At 36.8% G+C, this 24,048-nt stretch carries 24 protein-coding genes and 1 riboswitch; of the genes, 11 read left to right on the plus strand and 13 right to left on the minus strand.

Features of this window, described 5'->3' with window-relative positions; genetic code table 11:
* Positions 1-55 precede the first annotated feature (55 nt).
* Together AC3WSK_RS16635 and AC3WSK_RS16640 are read right to left on the minus strand one after the other, a co-directional pair.
* The gene (locus AC3WSK_RS16635; protein ID WP_492414256.1) at positions 56-502 is read right to left on the minus strand and encodes a VOC family protein; all 447 of its coding nucleotides are present in this window, start codon (positions 500-502) and stop codon (positions 56-58) included.
* A gap of 78 nt (positions 503-580) precedes the next feature.
* On the minus strand, positions 581-1,390 hold the full coding sequence (locus tag AC3WSK_RS16640) for a GNAT family N-acetyltransferase (protein WP_492414257.1): 810 nt from the start codon (positions 1,388-1,390) through the stop codon (positions 581-583).
* Positions 1,391-1,615: 225 nt separating this feature from the next.
* Between AC3WSK_RS16640 and AC3WSK_RS16645 the strand changes: the two genes are divergently transcribed.
* A complete protein-coding gene (locus tag AC3WSK_RS16645; protein WP_492414258.1) occupies positions 1,616-2,461 on the plus strand; it encodes an aldo/keto reductase in 846 nt (281 codons plus the stop codon).
* 54 nt (positions 2,462-2,515) lie between these two features.
* Here the strand turns inward: AC3WSK_RS16645 and AC3WSK_RS16650 are convergent, their stop codons facing one another.
* Complete coding sequence (locus AC3WSK_RS16650; protein WP_079562156.1) at positions 2,516-2,899, minus strand: winged helix-turn-helix transcriptional regulator; 384 nt, start codon at positions 2,897-2,899, stop codon at positions 2,516-2,518.
* A 110-nt stretch (positions 2,900-3,009) separates the two neighbouring features.
* Here AC3WSK_RS16650 and AC3WSK_RS16655 point away from each other — a divergent pair, with 110 nt between their 5' ends.
* The 3 genes from AC3WSK_RS16655 to AC3WSK_RS16665 all read left to right on the plus strand — a co-directional run bounded on the left by AC3WSK_RS16655 (position 3,010) and on the right by AC3WSK_RS16665 (position 6,085).
* A complete protein-coding gene (locus AC3WSK_RS16655; RefSeq protein WP_492414259.1) occupies positions 3,010-4,194 on the plus strand; it encodes an MFS transporter in 1,185 nt (394 codons plus the stop codon).
* A 350-nt stretch (positions 4,195-4,544) separates the two neighbouring features.
* Positions 4,545-4,952: a YuzC family spore coat inner layer protein gene (locus AC3WSK_RS16660; protein WP_079562153.1), complete on the plus strand. Its 408-nt coding sequence runs from the start codon at positions 4,545-4,547 to the stop codon at positions 4,950-4,952.
* Positions 4,953-5,116: 164 nt separating this feature from the next.
* Positions 5,117-5,221, plus strand: a riboswitch (SAM riboswitch).
* Positions 5,222-5,347: 126 nt separating this feature from the next.
* Entirely contained in the window at positions 5,348-6,085 is a 738-nt protein-coding gene (locus tag AC3WSK_RS16665; protein ID WP_079562152.1) for a cyclase family protein, read from the plus strand.
* Positions 6,086-6,129: 44 nt separating this feature from the next.
* Here the strand turns inward: AC3WSK_RS16665 and AC3WSK_RS16670 are convergent, their stop codons facing one another.
* The gene (locus AC3WSK_RS16670) at positions 6,130-6,735 is read right to left on the minus strand and encodes a DedA family protein (protein ID WP_427483328.1); all 606 of its coding nucleotides are present in this window, start codon (positions 6,733-6,735) and stop codon (positions 6,130-6,132) included.
* 102 nt (positions 6,736-6,837) lie between these two features.
* Complete coding sequence (locus AC3WSK_RS16675; protein ID WP_492414260.1) at positions 6,838-7,611, minus strand: Cof-type HAD-IIB family hydrolase; 774 nt, start codon at positions 7,609-7,611, stop codon at positions 6,838-6,840.
* 748 nt (positions 7,612-8,359) lie between these two features.
* Between AC3WSK_RS16675 and AC3WSK_RS16680 the strand changes: the two genes are divergently transcribed.
* The 3 genes from AC3WSK_RS16680 (at position 8,360) to AC3WSK_RS16690 (ending at position 11,186) form a co-directional block, all read left to right on the plus strand.
* A complete protein-coding gene (locus tag AC3WSK_RS16680) occupies positions 8,360-9,055 on the plus strand; it encodes a DUF2225 domain-containing protein (protein WP_197143899.1) in 696 nt (231 codons plus the stop codon).
* Between the two features lie 23 nt (positions 9,056-9,078).
* Positions 9,079-9,432, plus strand: coding sequence for a hypothetical protein (locus AC3WSK_RS16685; protein ID WP_079562148.1), 354 nt, complete (start codon positions 9,079-9,081; stop codon positions 9,430-9,432).
* 329 nt (positions 9,433-9,761) lie between these two features.
* Complete coding sequence (locus AC3WSK_RS16690; protein WP_427483326.1) at positions 9,762-11,186, plus strand: erythromycin esterase family protein; 1,425 nt, start codon at positions 9,762-9,764, stop codon at positions 11,184-11,186.
* Positions 11,187-11,241: 55 nt separating this feature from the next.
* On the opposite strand, the gene AC3WSK_RS16695 is transcribed toward AC3WSK_RS16690, so the two are convergent.
* Together AC3WSK_RS16695 and AC3WSK_RS16700 are read right to left on the minus strand one after the other, a co-directional pair.
* A complete protein-coding gene (locus AC3WSK_RS16695) occupies positions 11,242-12,417 on the minus strand; it encodes a DUF4272 domain-containing protein (RefSeq protein ID WP_492414261.1) in 1,176 nt (391 codons plus the stop codon).
* A gap of 57 nt (positions 12,418-12,474) precedes the next feature.
* Positions 12,475-13,305 (minus strand): MerR family transcriptional regulator, encoded by an 831-nt coding sequence (locus AC3WSK_RS16700; RefSeq protein WP_079562145.1) that lies wholly within the window; start codon positions 13,303-13,305, stop codon positions 12,475-12,477.
* Between the two features lie 176 nt (positions 13,306-13,481).
* Here AC3WSK_RS16700 and AC3WSK_RS16705 point away from each other — a divergent pair, with 176 nt between their 5' ends.
* Together AC3WSK_RS16705 and AC3WSK_RS16710 are read left to right on the plus strand one after the other, a co-directional pair.
* Positions 13,482-13,949 (plus strand): GNAT family N-acetyltransferase, encoded by a 468-nt coding sequence (locus AC3WSK_RS16705; RefSeq protein ID WP_079562144.1) that lies wholly within the window; start codon positions 13,482-13,484, stop codon positions 13,947-13,949.
* On the plus strand, positions 13,936-15,279 hold the full coding sequence (locus AC3WSK_RS16710; RefSeq protein ID WP_079562143.1) for an MATE family efflux transporter: 1,344 nt from the start codon (positions 13,936-13,938) through the stop codon (positions 15,277-15,279). Before AC3WSK_RS16705 ends, AC3WSK_RS16710 begins: the two co-directional genes overlap by 14 nt.
* Before the next feature lie 160 nt (positions 15,280-15,439).
* Here AC3WSK_RS16710 and AC3WSK_RS16715 read toward each other — a convergent pair whose 3' ends face one another.
* The 4 genes from AC3WSK_RS16715 to AC3WSK_RS16730 form a co-directional block, all read right to left on the minus strand.
* A complete protein-coding gene (locus tag AC3WSK_RS16715; protein WP_427483318.1) occupies positions 15,440-15,979 on the minus strand; it encodes a GNAT family N-acetyltransferase in 540 nt (179 codons plus the stop codon).
* 126 nt (positions 15,980-16,105) lie between these two features.
* Positions 16,106-16,369, minus strand: a complete 264-nt coding sequence (locus AC3WSK_RS16720; protein ID WP_079562141.1) for a CD3324 family protein — start codon at positions 16,367-16,369, stop codon at positions 16,106-16,108.
* A gap of 287 nt (positions 16,370-16,656) precedes the next feature.
* Positions 16,657-17,700 carry an AI-2E family transporter gene (locus AC3WSK_RS16725; RefSeq protein WP_079562228.1) on the minus strand — a complete coding sequence of 348 codons (1,044 nt, stop codon included), beginning with the start codon at positions 17,698-17,700 and terminating at the stop codon, positions 16,657-16,659.
* Positions 17,701-18,567: 867 nt separating this feature from the next.
* Complete coding sequence (locus AC3WSK_RS16730) at positions 18,568-19,968, minus strand: amino acid permease (RefSeq protein WP_079562140.1); 1,401 nt, start codon at positions 19,966-19,968, stop codon at positions 18,568-18,570.
* A 269-nt stretch (positions 19,969-20,237) separates the two neighbouring features.
* On the opposite strand from AC3WSK_RS16730, the gene AC3WSK_RS16735 reads away from it, so the two are divergent.
* Together AC3WSK_RS16735 and AC3WSK_RS16740 are read left to right on the plus strand one after the other, a co-directional pair.
* Positions 20,238-20,990, plus strand: coding sequence for an IclR family transcriptional regulator (locus tag AC3WSK_RS16735; RefSeq protein ID WP_079562139.1), 753 nt, complete (start codon positions 20,238-20,240; stop codon positions 20,988-20,990).
* A gap of 134 nt (positions 20,991-21,124) precedes the next feature.
* Complete coding sequence (locus tag AC3WSK_RS16740) at positions 21,125-22,060, plus strand: aldo/keto reductase (protein ID WP_492414262.1); 936 nt, start codon at positions 21,125-21,127, stop codon at positions 22,058-22,060.
* A 48-nt stretch (positions 22,061-22,108) separates the two neighbouring features.
* On the opposite strand, the gene AC3WSK_RS16745 is transcribed toward AC3WSK_RS16740, so the two are convergent.
* Together AC3WSK_RS16745 and AC3WSK_RS16750 are read right to left on the minus strand one after the other, a co-directional pair.
* Positions 22,109-22,717, minus strand: coding sequence for a flavin reductase family protein (locus AC3WSK_RS16745; protein ID WP_094075109.1), 609 nt, complete (start codon positions 22,715-22,717; stop codon positions 22,109-22,111).
* Between the two features lie 14 nt (positions 22,718-22,731).
* A complete protein-coding gene (locus tag AC3WSK_RS16750) occupies positions 22,732-23,670 on the minus strand; it encodes a ring-cleaving dioxygenase (RefSeq protein ID WP_094075108.1) in 939 nt (312 codons plus the stop codon).
* Between the last annotated feature and the right edge of the window lie 378 nt (positions 23,671-24,048).

Consider the following 24,048-nt stretch of genomic DNA (forward strand, 5'->3'; position numbering starts at 1 on the left):
AAACAAGCTAACCATCAAAAAAACGTATTTGGATTCCCCAAATACGTCAATCTTTTCAGTTATTTGTAATAATCAACATATCATGATCATCAAACTGCCACATGTCCCCGTAAGCAACTTCCCAATAGTAGCCGTTCGGATCTTGGAAATAGCCACTATAACCACCCCAAAATACAGTTTCTGGCTCCTTGACGATTTCCGCTCCGGCATTTTTAGCTAATTCAAACACTTGATCAACTTCTTCTTTCGATTTTCCATTATAAGCAAGCGTAATCCCATTAAAGCCATTACCAATAGTTGGTGGATTTACCTCGTTTATATCTTTTACTAAACGCTCAATCGGAAACAGTGAGATTTTTGTCCCTCCATTATTAAAGAAAATAACATCTGGGTTTGTTTCCTTGCCATACACAACCACTTCAAATCCCAGACCCTCTCTATAAAACCTAAGAGACTCGATCATATCCTTTACACCCAATGTAATTAAATTTAAACGATTCATCCTACTCTCTCCTTTATAAAAGATTCAATTACTTATTCTATCTTAAGCATTGAATCCCCTTCTAGCTTCTTGCAATCCTCATGTTGCTTCTGTCCATGTACTCTTTGTATAAGCCATTTTCAATCCACAACGCTCCATATTGTTTTGACTAATAGATGCAAATTTGGCGTGCCCTATCATTACACTACAATTTTGTTTGAGGGATTCGTTGATACGAAACTGTATTAACGCTTGGTGAATTCCTTGATTACGGGCAATTTGTTTCACGGCAAAGGCAGCTAAAACGGCCGTCCCATTATATACATATAAAGAACCAACACCAACGTCCTCACCCTGAAGAGAAGCAATATAAAACGACCAGCCAGGCTTGTCATGCAACACCTGATTATTTGTCGCAACACTTTCTGCTAAAAATGCTGGCATACCAAAACCTTCAACATAGATATTTCCGTAACGATCAAATCCGTCTTCATCGATTTGCCTTATTTTAATGCACGAATTCTTTGTTTTCCCTACCATCTCTTCATTTAGCTCACAATATAATGTTGCATGAAAATCACTCTGAAAAAAACCAGCATTATGTAAGTTTTTTAGCGAAGTAGTGTTTACATATGGAGGGGCTAAATCAAAACGGGCTGGGATTTCCCTTGCTTTATAAAAGCTAAGTATTTTATCTATCGTATCCTCTGAACTAAAGCTATCACCCTTTACCACATTGTATGAGGGACCGGGGATATTTTTAATGAAAAAAGCATAGGCACCATCAAATTGACCAACCTCTACTCCCATAGCATTGTTCTGAATTTCCTTTATTGCATTCAGCCTCGACTCAAACATCTTGATTTCCGTCATTTCAAAGTGATCTGCCAAGTTTTTCGTTATTACCACCCCTTATTCACCACCCTATAATTTTTACTTTTCTACCACTAATTGTAATCCACCCAGGTGACCGAACTACGTAAACTATAAAAATTTCTTCCTGTGAATCATTGATATTTCACAAAAGTAACCTCCACGTTTCTATGAAACTAAAAAGTGCGTACTTTTTTTCGCAATGGAACGAAAGCATAATAAAAAAGCACAAAGCAACAACGAAAATTGGAGGACAGAAAAATGATCAATCATTTACAAGATACAATCACATTAAATAATGGCTTACAAATGCCAGGAATGGGGTTAGGCGTATTCAAAGTAGAGAATGATGCTACAGCAGAAATAGTGAAAAATGCGATTGAGGTCGGTTACCGTAGCATCGATACTGCCGCTATTTATGGCAATGAAGCAGGGGTTGGTGAAGGTATTAGGCAGGCACTAACAACTACTGATTTACAGCGTGAGGATTTATTTATTACATCCAAAGTATGGAACGATGACTTGAGCTATGAAGCGACAATTGCAGCATACGAGGAAAGCTTAGAAAAATTAGGGCTAGATTATTTAGACCTCTACCTTATTCATTGGCCAGGTAAAAATAAATATCAAGAAGCTTGGAAGGCACTCGAAGATTTATACGAGCAAGGGAAAATTAAAGCCATTGGCGTATGTAATTTCCATAAGTCACATTTACAGGATCTTCTTAAAATAGCACGTATCACACCTGTTATTAACCAAGTGGAATTCCATCCACGTTTACAACAAGCTGAGCTACGTTCATTTTGCGAAGCGCACAATATACAAATGGAAGCTTGGGCACCGTTAATGCAAGGTGGGCTTCTTGATCACGAAACTATTTCAACAATAGCTGAAAAATACGGGAAATCAAATGCTCAAGTTATTTTACGCTGGAATATTCAAAACGGTATCATCACAATTCCAAAGTCTGTGCGTAAAGAACGTATGATTCAAAACGCTGATATTTTTGATTTCACCCTAACTGAAGAAGAGATGGCGATCATTAACGCTATGAATCTGGAACAACGTGTTGGCCCAAATCCAGATGACTTTGACTTTGCTCTATAAACGGAAAAAAGAGACTGTCTAATTTTCTTCTCAGACAGTCTCTTTCCAATCTATTTAAGATGTATGCATCATCGCGATATCCTCATCACGTTGCATTAACAGTACATCTTCACCTTTATCTTGTAGCTTTTCGATATGTTTTTCACCCCAAGTGCAAAGGACGTTCAACACAGGGTCCATCTCTTGACCATAAGGTGTTAGCGAATATTCAACTTTTGGCGGTACTTGATTGAAAACCTTGCGATTAATTAAACCAGACTGCTCTAATTCACGCAATTGGCTCGTTAGCATTTTTTGCGAGATGCCTGGAATCAATCGGCGGAATTCATTCGTACGAATCTTACCATGGTGGTTAAGATGACAAAGAATAATAGGTTTCCATTTGCCCCCAATGACTTCAAGAGTGGCTTCAACACCAATATTATAAACTTTTTTCATTGTAAACCTCCTAAAATATTCAAAAGTAACTAAAAGTACTCTACACAACTTTTAGGCATGTATGAATATTACAATACACTATACAAAAAATCAAAGGAGATAGTAATAGAATGAAAGAAACAAAAGTTCCGAATGCTAAACTAACATTACTCGCACTTGCAATCAGTGCATTTGGCATTGGCTCAACAGAATTTATCAGCGTCGGACTCCTCCCATTAATAACAGAAGATTTTGGCATAACGTTAAGTACTGCGGGTTTAACCGTATCCATATATGCACTAGGTGTAACTATTGGTGCACCGCTTTTGACAGCATGTACATCAAGCTTTAGTCGGAAAAATGTGTTACTGCTCGTCATGGTACTTTTTATTATTGGTAATTTACTCACAGCTCTAGCACCCTTATTCTCATTACTAATAATCGGCCGTGTTATTTCAGCATTAGCACATGGCGTGTTTATGTCTATTGCCTCTGTTATCGCTGCAGATGTTGTGGAACCTAATAAACGAGCAAGTGCAATAGCTTTTATGTTCACAGGGTTAACATTAGCAACTGTCACAGGCGTCCCGCTAGGAACTTTTATTGGACAAGTAACTGACTGGCGAATGTCGTTCTTTTTCATTGTTGTTATTGGTATTATCGGATTAATTAGTAATGCCCTGCTTGTACCTAGTCAATTATCTAAAGGAAATCCAATATCTATTCGAGATATCGGGAAAGTCTTAGGGAATATAAGAATGCTACTAATTCTCTTTATTACCTCAATTGGATATGGTGGCGCATTCGTAGTATATACGTATATTTCCCCTATTTTAGAGAAGTATATGGGCTACTCACCAAAAGCACTTGTCGTGATCTTAATCGGATACGGTATTTGTGTTGCAATCGGTAATACATTAGGTGGTCATTTTGCGAATAATAACCCTTTACGTTCTATCTTTATTATCTTTATCGGCTTAGCACTGGCTGTACTCGGCATTGGCTTCTTTTTGGAGTCATCAATCATGGGATTATTAATGGTCCTTATGATGGGTCTATTTATGTTTATGAATGTACCGGGATTACAGCTTTATGCCGTTCAGCTTTCAGAAAAATATATACCATCAGCTATTTCAATGGCTTCCGCATTAAACATTTCGGCCTTTAACATTGGCATTTTTATAGGGTCATACATTGGAGGATTCATCATTCGCCACCAATCATTAGCACATACACCTATATACGGATTCGGCTTAGTGATGCTTGCAGCAGCTACTACATTCCTATGGTTAATCTTTGATAGAAACAAACAATAGTCCCCTTGCTTATAGGATCAAAAAACAATGAAAAGGACATATTTGTCAATGTTATAGCACTTTAAATGAGGATAATTTCCGTTCTAAGCTACTTCGCTTTCGCTCAAAAAATCTGTGGCTAATGTTTTGTTTTATCACTATAAATTAAAGTGCCATGCCAGAAGATACATGTTGATTGGAGTGGAGGCTGGGCGACTCCTCGGGGATCAGCGATGACGGAAATCAATCCCTCCTTTTGCATAGACTTGAGTACCTTTTCGCTCAGGCTTTTCAAAGCATTTGCCATTAACACCTAAAGTCTTTGTTGTACATAAGATAATGTATCAACTATAGGATAGGAGGAAATTTAGTTGTATTACAATCCTTATCCGTATTTTGTCTATCCTAATTATTATCCGGCATGGGTAATGGCAAATCAACCAACTACTCAACAACCTTCTAGACATCTAGCAATGCCTGACCCAACGAATAGAAGTCCATTTCCATCCATCAATACAGTGAAATTAAAGACTTCCGCGAAACGAGTCAAGATTATTATGCAGCAAGCACAATTACTTACGGATAAAATTGATGAATCAGAGCAATTTGCACATGATCTTATGAACGCAGCGCAACTATCAAATAAAACAGAAGTTGAAAAATTAATTACGTCAACGGGCGTTACGATAAAATTCGAAACTACCTATACGCCAGATGGCATTCGTATAATATTTACTGATAGCGGCTGTTGTAAGCTTACATTAGCTTTGAGTTGGTGAAGAGTTGGCCCTTTGAAGAGGGCCTCTTTTTGCTTTTCGCATGCTTTTGGAGGTTTTGAAGTGTTGAAATTTTTTAACCTCGTATCCCTATTGAACTTGTAACCTATAAATAAATATGCTAAATTATTTGTAAACTTTATTTCTGAAAATTTTTATATCGTATTTTCTTATCAAGAGAGACGGAGGGATTGGCCCTATGAAGTCTCAGCAACCAGCCTATAGGTATGGTGCTAATTCCAAATGGCATAATTTAGCCTTGAAGATGAGAAGACTTACTGCATTTGCTTTGCACAAGAGTCCTCTTCTACAAGGAGGACTCTTTTTTATTTGCTCTTTAACGTGAATGATACGCAAAGAATCGCACCCAAAATATGCACAGAAAGCAGGGAAATAGTATGGCAAACGAACTTTTACAAGCAATAAAATTATTGAAATCAAAAGAATGGGTTGATTTAACACATACATTCGGTCCAAACTCTCCTCATTTCTTTATGTTTGATGATGCAAAATTTGAAACATTATTTTCACATGATGATGGATTCTTTGCACAACAATTCTCTTTCCCTGGACAATACGGAACACATATCGACCCACCTATCCATTTCGTGCAAGAAACACGCTATTTAGAGGAATTGGAGCTAAAAGAACTAGTACTCCCACTAATCGTTATTGATAAATCGAAGGAAGCTGAAATTAACAACGACTACACGTTAAGCGTTCAAGATATTCTTAACTTTGAAGCTGAATATGGAGAAATTGAAGAAGGTACCTTTGTTGCGCTGCGTACAGATTGGAGTAAACGTTGGCCAGATAAAGAGGCTTTCAGCAATAAAGATACCGATGGCAATAATCATATTCCTGGCTGGGGATTAGAAGCTTTGCAATTTTTATTCAACGAACGAAAAGTAAGTGCAATCGGCCACGAAACTTTTGATACGGATTCAGCAACAGATTTTCGTAAAAACGGTAAGTTAGACGGCGAATATTTTGTGCTTGAGCAAGATACTTATCAAATTGAGCTTATGACAAATTTGGATAAGCTACCTCCAAAAGGCGCCGTTATATTCAATATTGTGCCGAAGCCTGAAAAAGCATCTGGATTCCCTGTTCGTTCATTTGCTATATTGCCTTAATATAGCAACAGGTCTGATTCAATAAATATTGAACCAGACCTTTCTTAATCATTTATATTAGTGGGATTCCTTTTTTTAAAAACAACATAAACGATCAGCATAATTATTATAAACAATACTATAAGATAAATGCTGTAACGGGATAAATATGCCTCAACATAATGCCATTTCTCACCTAGTACATTACCTAAAGTAATAAACGTAAATGTCCATATAACTGCTCCCGTATACGCAAAGAAAGCAAATTTTTTATAAGGATAATTATTAATAGCGGCAATATATGCTGTAAGATGGCGCACACCAGGAATAAAATATCCTATTAATAATAATCCCGGCCCTATTTTTGCAAATAACTCTTTAGTAAAATCAATTTTCTGCTCAGTAATATGAATTTTCGAACCGTATTTTTGCAATAAAGGTAGCCCGAATCTATAGCCTATATAGTAGCTCAAAGTAATTCCTCCTACCGCACCTACGATAGCGCTGATTAAAGCAGGAATATGTGCAAGCGTTTCTCGATAAACGCTATACCCTACATATGTCAAAAATAATTCATCAGGAAGTGGCAGCCCGACAATCCCCCCAATTAGGACAAGAATGATGCCAAAATATCCATAATGTTCAATAAGAGATTGCACATGCTGCGCCATAAATCCATCCCACCTAAAGCATAATAATTTTTATAGTTAGCTTTATCATAACTCAATGGAGACAACATTATGAGTGTTATGAATTCAATACAGTTTTTCCCATTAAATGATTCCTAGCTCACGAAGAGCATAATCAATACCATCTTCAGTTGATTTCTTTGTTACAAAATTAGCGATATTTTTTAATGCTTCACTACCGTTTCCCATTGCAATACCGAAGCCGACCTGCTCTAGCATATCGATATCATTATCTCCATCCCCAAAAGCAAGTGCTTCATCAGGACTCAAGTCGAAATATTCTAGTACAGCTTGAACAGCAATAGACTTAGAAACATCATACTGCAAAACATTTGTTATGTTAGGATGCCACCTTTTAAATAATAAATGAGGAAATGTGGAGGTATACTTTTTCTCAACATCCTCATCACCATATAAACACATTAAATACACTTCTTTCGTTCCAATATCTTCATTGATAACGGGAAACTCTCGCAAAGATAATGTTTCTTTCATAGCTTTTAATGTCTCTTCTTCTTGAACGTTATTCATTGATAATGTTTCTGTAAAAAACGATAGACTTTGTTTATTTTCATCAGCAAAAGCCTTCACTACTTGGACTACTTCTTTGGCAATCGGTATTTTATGTATGACTTGATCTTGGTGCTTAACATATGCACCATTAGCTGTAATAAACGTCTCTATTCCTACATTCCTTAAATCCTGGCACATTGATAAAGGTCTTCCTGTAGCAGCTACAATATGAATTCCTTTATCCTTTAATTGTTGAATAGCGGTCCTTGTACGTTCTTGCATACGACCATCTTCATAATTAACAAGCGTTCCATCTACATCAAAGAATACAATTTTATAATCCATCGTTCGCTCCTTTTCATTTTACATATTAGATGTAAATCTAGCAGAGGAATAACACCAAAGCATGGGGGATGATTTCCGTTCGGCAGGGCGCTTTGCTGCTGCCGCTACGCTTTCGCACAGAGTAGAGCTTCCTGGGGGCGTCCGATGAGCCGCTTCGTTGCTGCCCAAGGATTTGCCCAGCCGGAACGAAGATTACCCTATAAATGTCATCCGCAATTTTGATGATGAATCTAATTTAAAGACACTCATTTCCACTACAGGCGAGCGTTAATTGGCTCCTCTTTACCGTCAATCATAATCCTATATTCCCTATCCAACATACTTGTAATTTTACGTTAATAATTGAGAGGAAGCATCTTTATTCCAAAACACAATATAGGTATTTTAACCTGCACAAACGACTTTATAATAAAAAAATAAGTAGTTATTTATTTAAACATTTGTACGTATTTCGACAAACTAAAACGAACATGTAAATTACTTCAGCAACACCGATAAATACTATTACGGGTACGTATCGGTATTTCAAATAACTAAAAAAGCATCGAACATTTTTATTTTAATAATTCTAAAGGAGTATACCAAAGAACATAGAATTGTTAAAATAAGAGAAACTAAATTAAATATATTGAACGACATCGCCCTTCATATAAATAGAACAAAAGAAATATATTCACATCCCTCTTACTACCATCAGAGGTAGGAGTCTTCTACATAAAATTATTTGGGTGGAAAGGAGTTGATTCTTATGGCATTTAATATTTATTACTATGAAAGTAGTGTGGATTGTAAGTTTTGCAAAAAGCATTTTACTACATATAAAGTTCGCCCTAATCGATATAAAATTATCGAGGAACAAACAGACTTCATGCCAGTTTATGAAGGTTTAAACCCGTTATTGTATGAGGTTGCCGTTTGTCCGCATTGTGGCTACGCTTATCACAAATCTATGACAAGAACGTATGGACCTTTCATGCTTCTTATAGATGAGCTGTACATTAAAGAGCTACAAAAACCAATGGATATTTGCAAGGAACGTACGATTGATGATGCCATTGTAAGCCTTAAATTAGCCTATCTTGTATCAAGAGCATCAATGGAAGAGTCACTTCTTATGGCCAATTTCGCACTAAAAATAGCCTGGCTATATCGCTTAAAAAATGATCATGAATCGGAAATGCGCTACCTCTTTGCAGCAAGAGACTTTTACAGTAAATCTTTTGCATCCAATCAAGAGGGCGGAGAGAGAATTCAATATTTACATGCTGAATTAAGCCTTCGACTTGGAGATATTGCTGAGGCGAAAAAAGGATTCTCTCGATTAATTGCAGATCGACATGTTTCCAATAAATATCGAAAACTAGCACGAAATCGTTGGGAAAACTATAAATACGACGATCAACCTAACAACGTAAATGACAATATAGGAGAAGTCATCAATTAATGTAAACGGGGAGAGTAATAAATATGTTGCTATTTACTAATAGGATTGATGTGAGAGAAGAAGATATTTTTTCGGAATTGCATCATTTTTTACTAAGAAAAAATAATCGCTATTTAACGAACGATGAGGTAGTTGCAGTGACTGGGGTTTCATCAGACCTACTCTATAAATGGGTAAAAGCAGGAAAGTTAAAAAAATCGATTTTCCCTAATTTAGGGGCGCCTTGTGAACGCTGTGGACAAATTACTCAGGCAAAAATCTGTGTTAGTTGCTCATCAACAATCGTTAGTACATTAAAACAAGAGGAAAAGGATCGTGCATGGTTCAATCAAATACAACGGAATCATCCTAGAGCTAGCACGTATCACTATAAATAAAATTACATCTCTACAGTGTACTTACACTTTGGAGATGTTTTTTTACTGTCTTCGCTCAAATAACTTTAATAATGGCTCATCACCCTAACGTGTGGTTGATTTCCGTTCCGGCTGGGCGCTTTGTCGCTGACGCCCCGAGGAGTCGGCCAGCCGGAACGAAGATCAACTAATATAAAATGTTTTTTTAAAAATTTCACCCACTACTTTTGGTGATGAACCTTAATCATGTAATTAGACCAAATTTAAACAAAATTTAAACAAACTCCCCTTTTACTTTAAACTTCACTATCTATAATTAGCCTTAACATATAACGAAGGACTGATAGAGAGTGACAAAAGGTAAGAAACGTAAGGTTTTATTATCATTAAGTATCGCGCTAACAAGTTTTGTAGCGTTCAACGGAGTTTCAAATGCATCGGCAGCAGTTCCGGTGATAGAAGAACGCGTAGCTTTCGAAAATAAATTAGAAGTTAAGGTAGCTCGCACATCTAATGAAACACTTCAAGAGTGGAAAAAGTGGACAAACGACCATGCTTACAGTTTAACGTCCATTCAGCCTGAAGCTATTATTCAACAAAACATTCCATCTAATAAATTTGAAGATTTAGAGATGCTAAAGCCTTTACTCCATGATAAGCGCATCGTTTTTTTAGGGGAAAGTTCACATGGCGCAGCAGAATTTAACCTAGCAAAAACACGTTTAATTCAATTTTTACACCAAGAAATGGGCTACAATGTCCTAGCCTTCGAAAGTGGTATGGGGAATGCCATGAATGCTCAGGGGCAAATCGACAAACAAACAGCGAAACAAACGATGAAGGATTCTATTTTTGGTGTATGGTGGACAAAAGAAACACTACCGTTATTTGAATATGCTAAAAAAACACAGAAAACAGATAAACCTTTAAAATTAGCAGGCTTTGATATTCAACAGCAAAATGCATTTACGAACGGTGACTGGCTACAAAATAGTCAGCTTGCGAAACAGTTCAGTGAAGTAGAGAAGCAACTTGCTGATTGGAGCTTCGGTAAGGATTTAAAAGGCTACCAAGAGGCGAAACCTAGCATTATCGACGTGTATAAACAAGTAAAATCACAGGTACAGCTTAAAGAAAAAGAGTTACAAGCAGCTTATCCTAGCGAGCCACATATTGTAAAACTTATGGAACGTACTTTGGCTGACCGTATCCGTTTAGCAGACGAATATGTAGAACTATCAATTCAATCAAATATTGATCTAGAAAAATATAACCCTGAGTCTTTTTATAAGACAATGGAATGGCGTGACCAAGCAATGATGGAAAACCTACTTTGGTTGGCAGAGGAGATTTATCCGACTGAAAAGTTTATCGTCTGGGCGCATAATGACCATATTCGTAAAGCACAATCCGAAGTAATGGGTTCTCCTTACCCGGTAAAGTTAATGGGTGAGCGTCTACCAGATATCTACAAGAAATATAGCTATGTACTTGGCCTTTATATGGCTAGTGGCGAAACAGCAAACAATATGGGTGAACCTATGACCGTTTTACCTCCTATAAAGGGATCGGTCGAGGATATTCTTTCGTCATCAAATAAACCGTACACATTTATCGACATGCGAAACCGTCAAAATGAGCGAGGAAACTCATGGATGTTTGAACCACGTTTATCGTATAGCTGGGGAATGATTCAGGAAAGTCTTGTTCCGCGAGATCAATATGATGGCCTTCTTCTGATTGATAAGGTAAGTAAGCCTAATTATATTAAATAATATTGTTAAAATAGCAAACTAGCTCAACCTACTAGTTTGCTATTTTTCTTTATGTTTAAGTATCCATTGAAATTGTATCCCAGTCTTCATTGCGATGCCCTATTATCCAGAACAAGCCCCTACGTCTTTCCATAACGATACTTTCATTCATCCCCGCAGGAGCTGGTCGTTCTTGTATACGACTATCTACACAAGCCCAATGATATCTGTAAATTTTGTCGGCTTCATCTAAAATCTCTTCCTGACTACGCATGACAGCTTGAAGATAAAGTTGTTCAAACGTTTCACAGTTAGAAACAACTTGAATGGCATACTCGCAATCGCATACTTCATCAGGAAAATCGAGTTCTTCAACAAAGCCAAGTGCCCAAATAAGTGCCCAATAAGCCTCGTATTGCCATGAAATATTAATGGCTTTTTGCACATCTGGTTCTGAAGCTTGTAAAAAGTCTCTTTCATTTTCAGTTAGATAGTTTTCCACTTTATATGTGCGTAACATATTGATGAAAAAGTCTCGCGATTCTTCCACATTTCCGCCTTGTGCCACATCACAAGCAAATTGAATGACAATTAACAGAGCTACTGCTCTTCTAGCAATGTCTTCTTTGGTTTTAAACTGACAAGCCTCTATTGCTGGGAGTTGAGGAAGGGAAGCTGTATATAGAATAGCTTTTTCTTTTAAATAGGCTATCGTTTTATTTTTTCTTTGCTCGCCTTCTTCTGATGTCACCTCTTGTCCCATAACCTTGCGTGTACACGCATGGGGTCTGAAATTGGACGGTCCTGATTGCCCGTCAGGATAAACAATAACCGCTCCTTCATCGGCTAACAAAGTGCCATTCGGTAAAAAGCCAATCCCCCCTATTTTTGATAGCAGTTCCGTAAATAACAGCATCTGGTCTTCATGTATCTCTTTTTCTGATTCAATCGCAATCACTGTATTTAAAACGGCTATTTGAGTCAACACTAATTCTTTTAAATGATCATCTTCAAAAGGAATGTTATCGTAAAACCCCATCATCCCAGGAATATTATTAACGAAGTAGTTTGGATTCGTATCTTCAGACATGACTCTAATGATTAATTTATGTTTTTTAAACAGCGCCTTAGACTTTAATAAATACTCGTTTTCATTTTTACCAATGGCAAAACCTTTTGCAAAAACATCTGAAATTTTAAACTCAATATCATCAATGTTGTTCTTAGATGCAAATATTGTAAAATAGTTCATTCTTCTCTCCCCTTTTATTCACCAACTATTTTTTGTACCTAAATTACATACTACGGATCAACAACCCTTTTTAATTTCTATCATAATTTTCGTTACATAATCCTCTTCACGATTTTTAATAACGGCGTCATAAATATATTCCTCATATACGTATTGCCCTAGTTCAAAGCCCTTTTCCCGCATGACCTTAAATAATCGCTCATATGATTCACCCAATGTAGTGGACGTTCCTACATGGTATCCAACAATAAAATCCCCTTCAATCGCTTCGAAATAAGGATGGCCTTCTCGTGGATGCGGCTGCTCTATATACAAGTAACTATAGTTATCATAGTTTCCGGCTAATATTTGCTCTCTTCTTGTAATTCCTCCAATAGGATAGCCTGTGTCTAATTGCGAGCGATCTAATTCATCTATAAAGTCTGAAACAGCCTTCGTAAACTGTTCTTCCGTCGAATCCTCAATATTTTTGCTTAAATACAACGTTGCCTCTGGCAGATGTTCAATCGTAATGCTATCAAAATCAAGGTGTAAAGCCTCTTTTGTTAAATCAATTTTGACATCAATAATGCTTTCAATCATCTCCAGCTCCCGGCGTTTTTTCGCTACAATTTCCTTTTGCTGATACATCAAGTCTAAAAAATTTTCAGGTGATTTTTCGGCCATATATTTTTGAATATCTTTTAAAGACATGCCGACCGCCTTTAATAGCTCGATCACACTAAAAAATTCATATTGTGCAACAGAATAATAACGGTAGTCTTTACTATCTTTCATAATTGGTGATAATAAACCAATTTGGTCGTAGTAAATTAACGTTTGTTTATTAACCTTGCATATTTTAGCAAACTCACCAGTTGTAAAATATTTTACATTTTTATTAAACATTTTTAAAATCCCCTCCTTGACTATATAGTAACTATATACATTAGATTGTAGCTATTCACAATTAATTATGCCAGTGCATAATTGAGTCCGGGATCGGTTTGTGCTTGCATAAAGATCCCTTTCCGATTTCCGTGACATCTGCTGAAAGAAATTAAAAATAGAAAGGTTTTGAAATTATGTTCACGGAAATTCGTGACATTACAGCTTTAAACAAAGAGGAAGTATTAGCACTACGCATTGCTGATAATCAGCAAGATTTTATTGAAAGTACAGAACAATGCTTAGCAGAGGCAAAGGAAGATAAACGCTTTATCCCTGTAGGATTGTATAAGGAAGATCATGCAGTCGGCTTCGCTATGTATGGCATGTTCCCACAAACAGACAATTCACAACGTGTTTGGTTAGATCGCTATTTCATTGATGAGCGCTACCAGCACAAAGGATTGGGAAAATACTTTTTACAGCAGCTTATTCAATATTTAGTAGCTAAATACAGCTGTCAAAATATATATTTAAGCGTTTATGACAACAATACAGTAGCTATTCAATTATATAAAAAGTTTGGCTTCGTCTTTAACGGTGAGCTAGATACTAAAGGTGAAAAGGTGATGGTAAAGGAGGTATATGCTCATGACTACCATTAATCCAATTGAAACAAGGCCGCTCAGGCCCTTGTTTTTATCATATTTATTCCCGGCTATGATTGGTATGCTGCTGATGTCAGTCAATATTTTAGTAGATGGTATTTTCGTTAGTCATGGAGTTGGACCAGCCGCTTTAGCAGGAGTAAATATCGCCGTACCAATTTTCTCGATTTTACTATCCATTTCCCTTTGGATTGGTATGGGTGGAGCAACACTATTTTCAATTTCCCTCGGTGAAGGCAATAAAAAACGAGCACATCAGCTCTTTACATTAGCATTTACAACAATGATCGTTGTCGTCATGACACTGATTCTAATCCTTTTATTAAATTTAAAGGAAATCTCCTATATATTTGGGGCAAGTGACGCCACCTTCCCTTATGTTCAAGAGTATCTACATGTTATTTTGATTTTCGGTGTGTTCTATACAATTGAAAACTTATTAAGTATTTTTATTCGAAATGATGGCAATCCAAAGCTTGCGATGATGGGCTTAATCACTACTTCTGTGTTAAACATTATTTTAAACTACATCTTTATTTTCGTACTCAATTACGGCGTAACTGGCTGTGCCCTAGCTACAGCAATCTCCACAATAATCGGTATGTCGGTTCTATGCCTACACTTCTTCCGCAAGCAATCCGAATTAAAATTTGTTCGTACATTTTTCAGCACATCTGATTTAAAGAAAATATTCGCTATTGGTCTACCAAGCTTTATCGTTGAAGCCTCCGTCGCTGTAATGGTTATTTTATACAATGTTACATTTTTACATTATTTAGGCTCAGACGGCGTTACTGCTTATGCAATGGTTAACTATATTCATACTGTACTTTTAACAGTATTCCTTGGCATCGGTATGGCCTTACAGCCACTAGTTAGTTATCACCACGGTGCGAGGTTGATTGACCGATTAACAGCATTATTGAAAATAGGTATTGCCACTGCATTTATTATAGGTTTAACGACTGTCATTATTGCTATGTTATTCCCTTCCCAGCTAATTGCATTATTTGGTGATAGCACATTTGACATTCGCAATATGGCTACACAAGGCTTTATACATTTTGCAATTGGGTATGCATTCCTTGGAGTGAACATGGTATTTGCGGAATTCTTCCAGTCAATTGAAAAAATACGTCTTGCAACAACCATCATGTTACTTCGCAGTATTCTATTATTTATCCCTGCTCTCGTACTATTGCCTAAATTCTTTGGCCCACAAGCTATTTGGTGGACGTTCCCTGTCGCAGAAGGTATTACCGCATTGCTAATTTTTATATTTATGAAGAAAAAAACGCATACAATTTTTTCAGTAACAAGTTCTTAAATGCACAATAAAAGAAGTTAACCCTCTTTCAATTGAAAGGGGGTTAGCTGTTTTTTATTGTTTTCCTAAATAAAAGAATTAACTATCTACAAGGCATTTGAAGGCCATGATTGTTCCTCCATCAATCGCTAGCAGAATACCGCCAAACCATTGACCTATTCTAATAGCTCTTATTTAATTCCATATATTCATCACGTAAAATACTCATAATAATTTCATCTGAATACTTACCGTTCATATATAAGGATTGCCTTAAAGCTCCTTCCTTTTTGAAGCCTACCTTTTCGTACGATTTTATTGCCCGAATATTATGGGAGTATACTTGTAACTCTAAGCGATTAAGCTGAAGCTCCTCGAACGAAAATTTTTGAACAAGCTGAACCGCTTCAGCCCCATATCCCTTGCCACAATCCTCTATCCTATGTAAAGCTATGCGAAATATTGCCTTTTTATTGTCTAAGTCTATTTCCATAATAGCTAAATCACCAATAACTCGGCTATTTTCTACTAAGCAAATAGCAAAATCACGGCGTGTAGAATCTTCGCTAAATCGACTCAAAGCCTCTCTAATTTGATCCTTCGTTAAAATGTTACGTATACCTGTCATATACATAATTTCTTCATCTTGAAAACACTCATAGATACTATCTACATCTTCTTCAGTAATTGGTCTTAAAAATACACTTTGCCCTGTAATCATAAATCAACCTCCCCCTTTAACTATATTGAACAAGATTTCTAGCGGAAAGAATATGCCTAGTTCGATTAAGAAACGTACTAGACATACAAAAAGCACTAACATATCAGGTGCTAGTGCTTCAATAAATTACTTTGTATATATAATTTTTTTAATCGTTTCTACAGCTAAATGATATTCCTTAGATAATTGTTCAATAGAAGCTCCATTTGTAAACGCTTCTTTTATAGACTTATTCCTATTCTCAATATATTTCTTTGAGCCTGAACGAGCACCCCACTCTAAATACGTGTTTTCTATTTTAGGAATATAAATCGTTTCACCTTGAACGTATTTTTGGATTTCTACTAAAAGTTCTTCCGGTAATATAGCTGAAGCCTTCTTATAAGCCAATTATGCCAACCCCTCATTTATTTTGAAATGAATAAAATAAGGTAGCAAAGCTAATTTTATAAGAAATACTTCAGGGCAAATATTGAAATTCACCCCATGCAAAGTATTGCCCTATCAAAATTAGGCTTTGCATGGGCTGCTTCCGTATCTAGGAACTTAACATAATTACTCACATCTATCCCCCCCTAAATTGTGTCATTGTTCATTTTATCATATGTATATATTTTCAATTAATAAAACAAAAAGGAATCAGATACACTGATTCCTTTTCCGAAACTTTATACAATTTATTGGTCCACTTGTGTTTCCATTATTTTTTGCCGTTCATCCTCCGAGGACGTAACCCCTAGAATATCGAGAAGGAACATGAATAATGGAATACCAATAATTAATCCCCATACACCAAGGAAATGCTCTGAGAAGAGGATGACGATGAATGTATAGAAAATTGGAAGATTTGTCTTGGCAGACATCAGCTTTGGATTTAAGAAGTATGCCTCCATAGCATGTAGTACCATAACGATCACCAAAATATAAACAATGTACATTGGTCCACCGATACTATATGCAATTATAGTGAGAGGAATCAAGGACATGATAACCCCTGCAACTGGCACTAATCCTAGTATAAAGAGCATAATTCCCAGTGCAATTAAATGCGGGAAGCCCATAATGTATAAAGCAATAACAGATAAAACACAGTTAACAGCGGCAATAATGAACTGCGCCTCAATAACTTTACCGAAAGAACGAATGAAGATCTTCGAGAAATAATGTAGTTCATCGTACAGGTAGCTCATTTTACTATCTTTAAATTTCGCTGTAAAATCTATAATCCGCTTCTTCTCAAGTAAAATAAACAAGCTTAAAATTAGTGCGATGAATATGTGCAAAATAATTTTACCAATATTCGTGAGATTTTTTAGTGTGAGGTCTACACCCTGCTCTAAATATTTACCTAGTTCAATCTTCTCGAAGGTTGGAGCTAAATACCTTGCAATCTCGTTATCATCTGGATCGAGACTAAAGCTAGCAATGAGGTCAAAGAGCTGTGTAATTTGTTGGGTTACGACAGGCAAATACTTGTAGATAATTGCAACAATACCTGCGACAAGTAAAAGATAAAGGGTAACTGTCACAGCCTTTTCGTTCATTGGTGTGTATTTTCTAATCTTTTTTGTTGTCTTCGTAGTCAGTTGATTCATCAAGTAAGTAATAATGAACGTGAGAAGAATAAGATTGATCATACTTCGCATCAAATATAGTGCAATAGCGATCCCAACAAGAATTATAAAACGTTTAAATCCGTGGCTTCGAAAGAAATTACTCATGTATTCACTCCTTCTACAAAACGGCTTCGCTGCCTTTACTGCCTGGGTTTCGCTATCAAATGAACATAAGCAATTAATAAATTGATGTAAAACATTACGTATCATTCTTATGTATATGCCCCCTTCTTTGGATTATTATTCCCATCATCACTTAGAAAAAGACTTACTGCATGCCGCTTTATAAGTCTTATAAGAAATAACTAAATCCATGGAGCGAAAAGAATTATATGTCTTATCAAATTGTAAATTAATGACCATACTTTTGTACTTTATTGAAAGCTGTATCAGCGTTATAAGCCTTAATTCTATTATTCTATTATAACCCTTTGAACACCATCATAGCCAATGTAACTTCTTTTATGAAGGGAATCAATTATGCTCTGGCATAATAGCATTCATTCCTATTAATCAAGAACAGATTTTAGTATTGCTCCTTAGTTTCAGTATGATATTCTTATTAAAATTTTAAACTGAAAATAATAGAAAAGATGGATTTTGTGAAAGTTCCATAAACCTCGAAGGATATTCATAACCAATTGCTCCTTATGAACATCAAGTTGCAGTAACGAGTCCTTAAAATCTCTGGACAAGATGGGATTGTACCGGAAGAGTCTTGAAAGTGCACATATGGAACTTCAAGATATAACGAAGATAGTCTTTTTATTTGTTTGGGGAAATTAATACGGCACAAGAAAAGCAAAAAATTATAAACGACTTTCTTGGCTATGCCTTCTGCGAAATCGACGCATGGGCATATAAGGGAGTTTAACTTATACTATGTTGTTATTCACAAGGATGTGCGCCAGATCCTGCATTAAATTTAGTTAAAAAAACACCTCTTTAGAGCTAAAGAGGTGTTTATCTCATTTATAGATTTTCATTATCAGAGCCCATTTTAGCGTGCTTATATCCATAGCCTATGTAAATGACTAAACCTATCGCTAACCAAATCATAAAGCGTACTATAGTAAATAGTGGCAGACTAAATATTAATACAATACATCCTCCAACCCCTACAGTTGCTACAAGCCATAACGCAGGTACTTTGAATATACGCGGTTGATCTGGTCGTGTATAACGAAGAACAACGACACTAACTGTTGTTAAAGCAAAAGCAGTTAAACCTCCGATGTTAGCAAATTCCGCTAATTCCCCGATTGATAAAAATCCTGATAAGAGAATACCTGTTCCAACTACAATTAAAGTTGATAATACAGGTACCCCTGTTTTTTTATTTGTTTGTGCAATACGTTCTGGCAGAAGCCCATCACGACTCATTGCAAACAACACGCGCGTCGCACTAGTTGTATTTGCAATCATCGTAGCAAGCAATCCAAAAATAACTGATACTGCGATGATAGCACCGCCCCATTGAATACCAACAGATTGTAGTGCAAACACTGTAGGATTTGGGACATCCAATTGAGGGAATGGTACAATACCTGTTAATACTAGCGCAACTAATGCATAAATAAGCGTTAATACACTCAGACCACCAATTAAAGCTTTTGGTATTGTTTTTTGTGGATTTTTTACTTCTTCCATAACAGTTGTTACACCATCAAATCCAGTAAAGGCGAAGAACACTAATGCCGCCCCTGCCATTACACCTGACCAGCCAAACGGTGTAAATGGTGTCCAGTTTATAGGGTTAATGTGAAAAGCCCCGATAGCAAGGAATAAAACAATCGCGCCGACTTTTGCCATTGTAAATAACATATTTGATCGACCAACATTTTTAATCCCGCTCATAGCAATCCAAGCTACAATAAGCCAACCTACCACAGCAGGTAGATTGACAACCCCACCATGAGCAATATCTTTTGTTAAGGCTCCCGGTAAGTGAATACCGACAGATTGTAAAAATGAATCGACGTAACCACTCCAACCGACTGCGACCGTGCTAGAAATAACGATGAATTCCAGTAATAAGTCCCAACCGATCATCCAGGCAATAATTTCACCTAGCGCTATATAAGAATAGGTGTAAGCGCTACCTGCGACGGGCGCCATCGCTGCGAATTCGACATAGGCTAATCCGACTGCGATTGTTACAAGACCCCCAATTAAGAAAGAAACAACGACACCTGGGCCTGCATGAAGAGCAGCTGTAGTTCCTGGCAGTACAAAAATTCCAGCTCCTATTGTAGCCCCTAGTACATACAGCAATAACTGCAACGACCCTAATTCACGCTTTAGTTTAAAACGTTCGACTTCAGTTATTTTATTGGCCTGCTCAATTGACTTCCTTCGAAAAAAATTCGCCATAATAACCACTCCATTTCCAATAAACAGCTAATAAATATCATTTTTATGCATTTTTACTAATAATCAGTATATTATATATATTTTTAAATCGAGTCAACAATTAGATTATTATAGCAATTTATCTTTTACTAGAAAACGAGTTAATCGATGCATTCTTTTATATCAAACTTTGTAATACTATTTTACTGGAATGAATGAACGATCCAACCTAGTAAATAAATAGTAAAGATGATATTGTACAAGCTATCTAGAAGCAAGGAGAGGACAAAATGGATTCCTATGAAGTATCGACATTAAAAAAGGGCCTTTTGATTTTAGATATATTACGTCAGAAGCATTCTCTTACATTAACTGAAATTATGGAAGAATTATCAATGAATAAGACGTCCGTTTTTCGCATGCTTTATACGCTAGAAAAAATGAATTATGTTCTTAAATATAATAAGTATTATCAATTAAACCCTCATATTTTTAGGGATGAGCACTTATATTGGCACAAAGATATCCAATGGGCGTCTCTCGTAGCGCCATACCATTTAGCCCGCCAAGAAGAAATAACTACTTATATTGGTATTTTGGAAGATTGTGAGATGGTAATAAAAAATGTGATTAGTGAGCCTTTTGAACAGCCTACTTTTCATGCGATCGATACTCGGACACCTATGCACTCAAGCGCGCTAGGAAAAGTAGTATTAGCTCATCTGTCACCTAAAAAACAACGTGAACTATTAAATAGTATTGAACTTAATACCTTTACAACAAAAACCTTCTATGATTATGGTTTATTGATTCCTCATTTACAGGTCATTAGAGCTCAAGGATATGCTGTTGATAATGAAGAAACGTATGAAGGTAAATGTTGTATTGCCGTTCCTATTTATGTGAATGAAGAAGTCATCGGGGCAATTGCTGTCCACGGTTCGACGAATCAAATTAAGAAAACTGCCATTCGGTCGTTTGCAAAAAAGTTAGGCGAGGCAAGTCAGCAGTTGACGGAAGAAATACATTATCTTTTAGCATAATGTTAAGACCTTTGATTGGTCCTTTTTTGCAATTAAAATGCACTTGTTTCTATATATGAAACGATAACGATGCATATTGGTAAAATATTCTTTTTTACTCTATTCTGATTACAGAACAACGAGGAGGTAGGAATATGAAATTTCATACTTTGAAAAAAACAAATATCAAGATTTCCGAAATTGGTCTTGGGACGAATGCTGTAGGTGGGCATAACTTATTTGAAAACTTAAATGAACAAGATGGGCAGGAACTAGTCTCAGCTGCACTTGACTTAGGGATAACTTTTATTGATACAGCAGACATTTACGGAAAAGGGCGTTCAGAAGAACTTGTTGGCGAAGTATTAAAAAATTACTCCAGGGATGAGTTCGTTTTAGCAACAAAAGGAGGTAGACATTGGTTTGAGGATGGTTCAGTAAAAACAGATAATCATCCGCAATATCTACGTGGGGCACTTGAAAATAGCTTGAAACGGCTACAAATGGATTACGTAGATCTTTACTACCTACACTTCCCGGATAACGAAACTCCTCTTGCGGAGTCGATTGGTGAATTGTCACGCTTAAAAGAAGAAGGAAAGATCCGAGCAATAGGCATTTCAAACGTAACATTAGAACAGCTTATAGAGGCAAATGTGCATAATGATATTTCTGTCCTACAATCCCCTTACAATATGTTAAATCGTTCAGGAGAACAGGATTTATTGCCATACTGTATAAAAAATGAAATTTCATTTATTCCTTACGGTCCACTTGCATATGGCCTACTTGGCGGAAAGTATACAAAAGACTTTAAGCTAGGTAAAGGTGACTGGCGAACTTCAGACCCTTTATTCCAAGGCGAATCATTTGAACAAACATTAGTAAAAGTAGAAGCATTAAAAGGAATTGCAGAGGAAAAGCAAACGACATTACCAAATTTAGCGCTTGCTTGGTTATTAGCTCAAGATGGCGTTGATGCAGTTATCCCGGGCGGGAAACATAAAAACCAAGTGGCTAACAATGTGAAAGCAACGGATGTCCTATTAACAAACGAAGATATAGTGAATATAGGAAAAGTTTTAATATAAACAAAAAAATGCGAGAATGCTGTTATACCAACATTTTCGCATTTTATTTTAATCAGGACGTTCTATCTCAAATATATCTCCAATTTTTGCGTAATTTGAGCCGGCAAGTCTGCTAACTGCTTTTAGTTTTCTTGGATCAATTCGTCCTTCATTATAAATGGTCTCATCTATATGATATTGTACGACTTCACCAATAAACAAATCACCTGTCTGTTCGTCACCATTCATTAAAGGAATCGACTGTACTAAACGGCATTCCATTCGAACTTTCGCCTCTTGAATGCCTGGTATAGATATCAATTGGCTATCGATTAATGTAAATTGTGCTCGATCAATTTCACTTTCAGTCACAGGTAAGGACGCGGCTGTTTCATTCACCTGCTTCACATTATCCTCATCTACAATATGCACAACAAATTGTTGCTGATGATGAATATGGCGAGCGGTATCTTTTAAACGCCCATTTGGTCTTTGAACAGCTAGAGAAATCATCGGCGGATTGGAAGACACGATATTAAAAAAACTAAAAGGTGCGCCATTGATGACCCCTTGCTCTGACTTTGTCGTAACAAAGGCAATCGGTCTCGGAATAATACTGCCAATCAATAACTTATAATTCTCACGCTCTGTATTTTTCTTAGGATCAATTGAAATCAAACGTCCCATCTCCTTTAATCTAGTGCACGCACTTCGATTGGAATTAATGTTCTTTCCAATTGTTCACGATGCTGTTCGTATTGAGATGGCAACATTAATTGGCTACCCATTGTCTCAGGTGTCTCATCATGAGCGAATCCAGGTGGGTCTGTCGCAATTTCAAATAAAATCTCACCAGGTTCACGGAAATAAATCGCATTAAAATAATTACGATCTTTCACTTCGGTTACATGTTGTCCATGATTCATTACATACTCTTGCCATTCTAGGTGATCTACATTATCCTGTGCTCTCCAAGCAATATGATGAACTGTCCCAACGCCCATTTGACCACGCACACCAGGAACAACTTTTAAATCTACTGTATTGCCAATATCTGCGCTGGATTTGTAACGAGTATACTCGCCTTCTGTTGCTACTTTTTCAAGACCCATAACTTCAGTTAATACTTTTGCTGTCTCTTCTGGGTGACTTGAATACAGTGTTGCACCGCCAAATCCTTTAATGGCAACCTCCGGAGTTACTTCACCAAATGTCCATTCATTCAATTCGCCTTCTGCACGTGCCACCAATTCAATATGAAGTCCGTGTGGATCATCAAATTGCACTACTTGTTCACCGAAGCGTTCAGCTTTTTGGAATGGAATAGTGAATTTCGCAAGACGATTAATCCAAAATGGTAGTGCTCCTTCTGGTACAACATAAGTAGTTACGCCTACTTGACCATCACCAATACGTCCTTGATAAGCATTTGCCCATGGAAAGAATGTAATAATTGTACCAGGTTTACCACCTTTGTTACCGAAGTAAAGATGGTATGTGCCAGGATCATCGAAGTTTACTGTTTGTTTAACTAAACGCAAGCCTAGTACACCAGCATAAAAATCAATATTTTCTTGTGGATGCCCTACAATGGCTGTGATATGGTGAATACCCGCAGTATGTTTTTTCATGTTAACAAGCCCCTTCATGACTAAATGTATTTTCTCACCTATACTTTACCCAATACTGTTCTAACTCAATCTATCAATTATGCCTCGACATAATTGCGTCCGAAATCGGCTTTGCGCTTAGGCCTGCAGGATGCAGGTCAGTTAGCGTTATCGCATGGATGCGATGATTATAGGCTAACATCCCCCTAAGAACTCCTTTCCGATTCCGTGACATCCGCCGGAGGCTTTGGGCCAACAGATGTTTTTTGTGCGAAAGCGTAGTGCTAACGTAGCGGCAGCAACAAGATGTTGGTCACTCAGTCGTGTGTTGCTGTCGCTACGCTTTCGCACAGATAAATTGCCACAGGACGTGGCGTTAGACTAAGTTCCTCTATTTCA

The sequence above is a fragment of the Lysinibacillus sp. EB271-A1-10B genome, assembly GCF_058791335.1.

Coding starts and splice junctions, on each gene's coding strand:
- AC3WSK_RS16635 (WP_492414256.1), bottom strand. CDS start 502: ATGAATCGTTTAAATTTAATTACATTGGGTGTAAAGGATATGATCGAG.
- AC3WSK_RS16645 (WP_492414258.1), top strand. CDS start 1,616: ATGATCAATCATTTACAAGATACAATCACATTAAATAATGGCTTACAA.
- AC3WSK_RS16650 (WP_079562156.1), bottom strand. CDS start 2,899: ATGAAAAAAGTTTATAATATTGGTGTTGAAGCCACTCTTGAAGTCATT.
- AC3WSK_RS16655 (WP_492414259.1), top strand. CDS start 3,010: ATGAAAGAAACAAAAGTTCCGAATGCTAAACTAACATTACTCGCACTT.
- AC3WSK_RS16665 (WP_079562152.1), top strand. CDS start 5,348: ATGGCAAACGAACTTTTACAAGCAATAAAATTATTGAAATCAAAAGAA.
- AC3WSK_RS16670 (WP_427483328.1), bottom strand. CDS start 6,735: ATGGCGCAGCATGTGCAATCTCTTATTGAACATTATGGATATTTTGGC.
- AC3WSK_RS16675 (WP_492414260.1), bottom strand. CDS start 7,611: ATGGATTATAAAATTGTATTCTTTGATGTAGATGGAACGCTTGTTAAT.
- AC3WSK_RS16680 (WP_197143899.1), top strand. CDS start 8,360: ATGGCATTTAATATTTATTACTATGAAAGTAGTGTGGATTGTAAGTTT.
- AC3WSK_RS16685 (WP_079562148.1), top strand. CDS start 9,079: ATGTTGCTATTTACTAATAGGATTGATGTGAGAGAAGAAGATATTTTT.
- AC3WSK_RS16695 (WP_492414261.1), bottom strand. CDS start 12,417: ATGAACTATTTTACAATATTTGCATCTAAGAACAACATTGATGATATT.
- AC3WSK_RS16700 (WP_079562145.1), bottom strand. CDS start 13,305: ATGTTTAATAAAAATGTAAAATATTTTACAACTGGTGAGTTTGCTAAA.
- AC3WSK_RS16705 (WP_079562144.1), top strand. CDS start 13,482: ATGTTCACGGAAATTCGTGACATTACAGCTTTAAACAAAGAGGAAGTA.
- AC3WSK_RS16710 (WP_079562143.1), top strand. CDS start 13,936: ATGACTACCATTAATCCAATTGAAACAAGGCCGCTCAGGCCCTTGTTT.
- AC3WSK_RS16715 (WP_427483318.1), bottom strand. CDS start 15,979: ATGATTACAGGGCAAAGTGTATTTTTAAGACCAATTACTGAAGAAGAT.
- AC3WSK_RS16725 (WP_079562228.1), bottom strand. CDS start 17,700: ATGAGTAATTTCTTTCGAAGCCACGGATTTAAACGTTTTATAATTCTT.
- AC3WSK_RS16730 (WP_079562140.1), bottom strand. CDS start 19,968: ATGGCGAATTTTTTTCGAAGGAAGTCAATTGAGCAGGCCAATAAAATA.
- AC3WSK_RS16735 (WP_079562139.1), top strand. CDS start 20,238: ATGGATTCCTATGAAGTATCGACATTAAAAAAGGGCCTTTTGATTTTA.
- AC3WSK_RS16740 (WP_492414262.1), top strand. CDS start 21,125: ATGAAATTTCATACTTTGAAAAAAACAAATATCAAGATTTCCGAAATT.
- AC3WSK_RS16750 (WP_094075108.1), bottom strand. CDS start 23,670: ATGAAAAAACATACTGCGGGTATTCACCATATCACAGCCATTGTAGGG.